Source organism: Paenibacillus validus NBRC 15382 (genome assembly GCF_004000985.1).
Lineage (GTDB): Bacteria > Bacillota > Bacilli > Paenibacillales > NBRC-103111 > Paenibacillus_G > Paenibacillus_G validus.
Window position 1 is genome coordinate 1 of record NZ_BIMH01000102.1, and the last position, 4,526, is coordinate 4,526.

Consider the following 4,526-nt stretch of genomic DNA (forward strand, 5'->3'; position numbering starts at 1 on the left):
GACGATATGGGCGACAAGTCTCAGGTTATGTTCAATTAACATATTACGGGAATGTTGATTGCCTTCAGACATTAATCGAAGATGCTTCTCCTCTTCCTGTTCAGACAACGGTTGAGGAAATGCATTATTTTTTACATACGATACAAGAAGCATCAAGTTTTTAATAAAGAAAGCAATCGCTGAGAAAAAACCAGGCACTCCACCCACCCCCTAGACGAGATTACTATCATGATATGTGGGCCTCTGCCTATCCGTGCCTGTACTTCATAAAAATAAACTACAGCTTATCGTCCTTAACCCTATATTTGTTGTTGCACCAGTCCTCCACTTTGTTTGACGTAGAACGGTGAGTTGCAGTAACAGAGCCCATATATTTCCTATTATGTAATAATTCATTTATTGCGATCGGTTTATTATAAATGCAACCAAATTATATATAAAATAGTTCAAAATAAACACGTTAACTTTCATAACATCGTTTATTAATATCATCATATTAAAGTAATAAAGTTGCTTCTACAGACGGAAGATACTAGTCAAACCTTATACAGCCAGTATCTTTGCAGAGTTTTTATACACAATCCTTATCAAACTTATCCAAATCTATTGATATAAATTTATTTTATTAACTCTTGATCTTTATCGCTTATAATGATATATATATTAACATGAATTTGTTATTTAATATAACATTATAGGGGTTGAAGTTATGAATATAACACTTAGTTGAACTACTACTACGTCGAACATCTATCATTTTCGCGAAAATATCACATGATCCAAACTACGTCTATTTTACGATCTATCAGGAACTTCTTATATTTACTTTCTAGTAATCGTATACATAATTTTGTTGGAGGTAGAATGATGAAACACTTTAAGTATGTTTTTCTTTCGGCCTGTACTGCGGCAACTCTTGTAGTCGGATCTTTGTCTGCATATGCAGCGCCCAAAGTCGCTACGCTACCCATCGCTTCCGTCCAATCGTCCGAAGTAAAGGAAGCTTTAGCGCAAAACTGGATTCCTAAAGCACTCCAGGAAAAGGCCGGTTCCTATTCTGCTGTAACGGAAAAAGATTTCAACGATGCACTGTTTGCCGCAAGTAAAGCCGCCGGAGCATCCTTGGACATGACTTTTTCACTAGCCGAGGAGTCTCTCTCTCGCGAGAAAGCGGCTTCCTTGCTGGATAAAATCATTAACGTACCTTATGCTAAGAAATTCGGTTACAACGATATCCCCCTGAATAGTCCTTATGAGTCTTCAATTCTAAATGTCAGACAAGCGGAATTGATGAACGGCATATCATCCCAATCATTTGGGTATGGAAAACCACTCACCAACGAAGACGCAGCCGTACTCGCCTATCGAGTGTACAAATACTTACTTCCTTTCACGCTTCCCGAGGCTTCCATAACAGAGATGCAGAAAGCGATGGAATCCGGTCGGTTGACATCCGAGGAGCTTGTACAGCAGTATTTAACCAGGATCGAAAAATACGACGATAAGGGACCTGCCTTGAATGCGATCCTTACGTTAAATCCTGAGGCGATCCATATTGCAAAGGCACTTGATGCGGAGCGTGCCGAGAGAGGGCCTCGGGGACCATTGCATGGCATCCCCATTATTGTGAAGGATAATATCGATACAGTGGATATGCCAACTACTTCCGGATGTATTTGCCTTGAAGGTGCGATGGCTCCGGATGACGCAGCACAAGTGAAAAAGCTGAAAGATGCCGGTGCGATTATTTTGGCGAAGTCGAATCTCCATGAATTTGCATTCGGATACACGACTGTAAGCTCTCTTGGCGGGCAGACATTAAACCCGTATGACCTCACTCGTGTACCTGGCGGCTCAAGCGGCGGCACGGGTGCTGCCATCGCAGCCAATTTTGCAGCTGTAGGACTGGGGACTGATACCGGAGGTTCCATACGCGTACCTTCTTCATTCAATAGTCTTGTGGGCATTCGTCCCACGGTTGGGCTTTCCAGCGTTGACGGCATTGCACCGCTTGCTCATGCGCAGGATACAGGAGGCCCGATTGCCCGCTCTGTCGAGGATGCCGCTTTAATTCTGAACGCCACAGCGGGATACGATCCTAATGACGTTTCAACGGCGAAGAGTGTCGGCTTTGTCCCTGAGGATTACACAGCATACCTTGATAAAGAAGGTTTGAAAGGCGCCCGCATCGGTATCGTCCGCGAAGTTTTCGGTACGAATTCCGAGGTTAACCAAGTAATGAATCAAGCAATCGAGGATATGAAGAAGGCAGGAGCCATTATTGTAGACGATGTGAAAATTCCAAACTTCGCCGAAATAAACAAATACGGAAGTTTAAGCGCTTGGGAATTTAAATTCAATTTCAACGATTATTTAAAATCCCTTGGTGCAGAAGCGCCATTCCATTCTTTGGATGATATCATCAAATCAGGAAAATACCACCCTTCCAACGAGCAAATGCTTCAGCAGCGCAACAGTCGTGAATCATTGAATTCTGAAGAGTACAAAGATATTTTGCTTCATCGAACGAAGCTTGCGCAAGAAGCCATCCTTAAAATGATGGCGGACAACCAGCTGGAAGCACTCATTTTCCCGACATCAGCAAACCCGCCGGTTAAAATTGACAATACTCAAATGAAAGAGTATCAAAATATTGGTGAAGGTTTTAAACTCAGCTCCTTTACTTTCTGGCCAACCGTAACAGTTCCAGCAGGATTTACTTCGGATGGCTTGCCAGTGGGGATGGACTTCTTTGGCCGTGCCTTTAGTGAAGCGACATTGCTCAAACTAGCCTATTCCTTCGAACAGAACACGCATCACCGTAAAGCGCCGGAATTGACGCCGTAAGCGGGTTATTGTTGCCCCATCTAGACTAAGAACTTTAATTCATAAGCGCACCCGATTTAGGCTAACTCAGCTTAAACGGGGGCGCACCCATATTATGGACGAGTATAGCGAAGACATCGAGCATGAATCCCAATATTCGCATAGGATTGGAGTCGGTTAGAACAGCAGAGTAGCTGTTATTACAAGAATTTTCTTTGACAACCGCGCTCGTATATGCTAAATTACTAACTATAAAACAAAGTAATTTCATAGGAATGCTGACCATATGGATGGAAGCCTTCTTCTCTCGTATTTTCATGAGAGTTAAGAAGGCTTTTTTTCATTTGGAGGTTGTATGCTTCCTCAATGGAGGTTAGTTTGATTTTTGGATTTGGTTTAATTTAAACAACTAAGAGATGGAGGTAACAATATGGCAAAATCGGTAACACTTTATCCACTTGGCGTCGGAGATGCCTTCACTGCGCGACATTTTTTTGTGAACTGCTTAATCAACGTGGACGGTCGTGAGTTCTTCATTGACTGCCCGGCTTATCTAGGAAAAATGTTTCATTATAACAATGAGAACGGGGAACAGCAACTCGAGCTTAATCGTTATCGCGAGCTGTTCATTACTCATATGCATGCAGACCATGTCGGCGGACTCGAGGAACTCGCATACTTTCAGTATTACAAAACCGAGAACCCCGTTAAGCTCTATGGTCCAGACTGGCTGCTTCAAGACATTTGGTCTCATTTACGTCCAGCACTTGAGCCTTCTGTGCGTGAAGGAGGCGGGCTTGCTAACTTTGACTGGTTTTTTGACCCGGTTCCGATTGATCATTTCCATGATTTCGGGGACTTCAAAGTCAGCTATACCTACACGCGTCACGTCCCGCGAACGCTAGCTTTCAAATTCGACTTTGGTAATTTCAAGCTTGGTTATGCCCCGGATACAGGATTTGATCATGATTTAATTGCTTGGCTTAATGAGTGCGATTTAATCATCCACGATGCATGGTTCGGCGAAACGGAAGCATTAGGAGGAAACATTCGTAATCTTCACACGCCGATTGCTGATTTGTTAACACTACCAGAGGATTTTCAACGGAAAACGCTCCTGTGCCATTATGCAGACACAGCCTATAGTGACAGTACGGAGAATCCAAGCGAAGAGATTGGTGCCTACCGTTTATTACAGCAAGGAAAAGTATACAAGTTGGTATAAGGTCAGAAATTGCAGGTGATAGAGTCATTTATCCAGGTTTTACGTGAAGCGCCCCAATATAACCCTCACAGATCATCTGTGAGGGTTAATTCATTTCCCTGCTTACCCGTACACTTTTAATTTAAAGCTTGTTTCAGAGCTTTTCCTGCTGAGAAAACCGGAACTTTACCAGCAGGCAGTTCTATTTCTTGACCTGTTTTACGGTTTCTTCCCATACGCGCTTCACGATCACGTACATCAAAATTACCAAAACCATGGAGCTGAACGTCTTCACCTTGTTTTAAAGCATCAAAAATCGAATCCAACACAGAGGCAACCGCCATTTCTGCATTCTTTTTTGAAAAACCGCTTGATTTTGCGACTTTTTCTATTAAATCGTCTCGATTCATTCTTAACACCTCGCTTCATTTTAATATTATATTCCATTACACAACAGTACATGCCCCTTTCATCACTCTAGAGGGTCTACTCGAAC

At 42.7% G+C, this 4,526-nt stretch carries 3 protein-coding genes and 1 pseudogene; 2 read left to right on the forward strand and 2 right to left on the reverse strand.

Features of this window, described 5'->3' with window-relative positions; translation table 11 throughout:
* Positions 1-198, reverse strand: a pseudogene (locus PVA01S_RS27090) (RNA polymerase subunit sigma-70); the annotation flags it as partial.
* A 669-nt stretch (positions 199-867) separates the two neighbouring features.
* On the opposite strand from PVA01S_RS27090, the gene PVA01S_RS26140 reads away from it, so the two are divergent.
* Complete coding sequence (locus PVA01S_RS26140) at positions 868-2,847, forward strand: amidase family protein (RefSeq protein WP_244933055.1); 1,980 nt, start codon at positions 868-870, stop codon at positions 2,845-2,847.
* Between the two features lie 409 nt (positions 2,848-3,256).
* A complete protein-coding gene (locus PVA01S_RS26145; protein WP_127610805.1) occupies positions 3,257-4,051 on the forward strand; it encodes an MBL fold metallo-hydrolase in 795 nt (264 codons plus the stop codon).
* A gap of 116 nt (positions 4,052-4,167) precedes the next feature.
* Here the strand turns inward: PVA01S_RS26145 and PVA01S_RS26150 are convergent, their stop codons facing one another.
* The gene (locus tag PVA01S_RS26150) at positions 4,168-4,440 is read right to left on the reverse strand and encodes an HU family DNA-binding protein (RefSeq protein WP_127610806.1); all 273 of its coding nucleotides are present in this window, start codon (positions 4,438-4,440) and stop codon (positions 4,168-4,170) included.
* Positions 4,441-4,526: the final 86 nt, after the last annotated feature.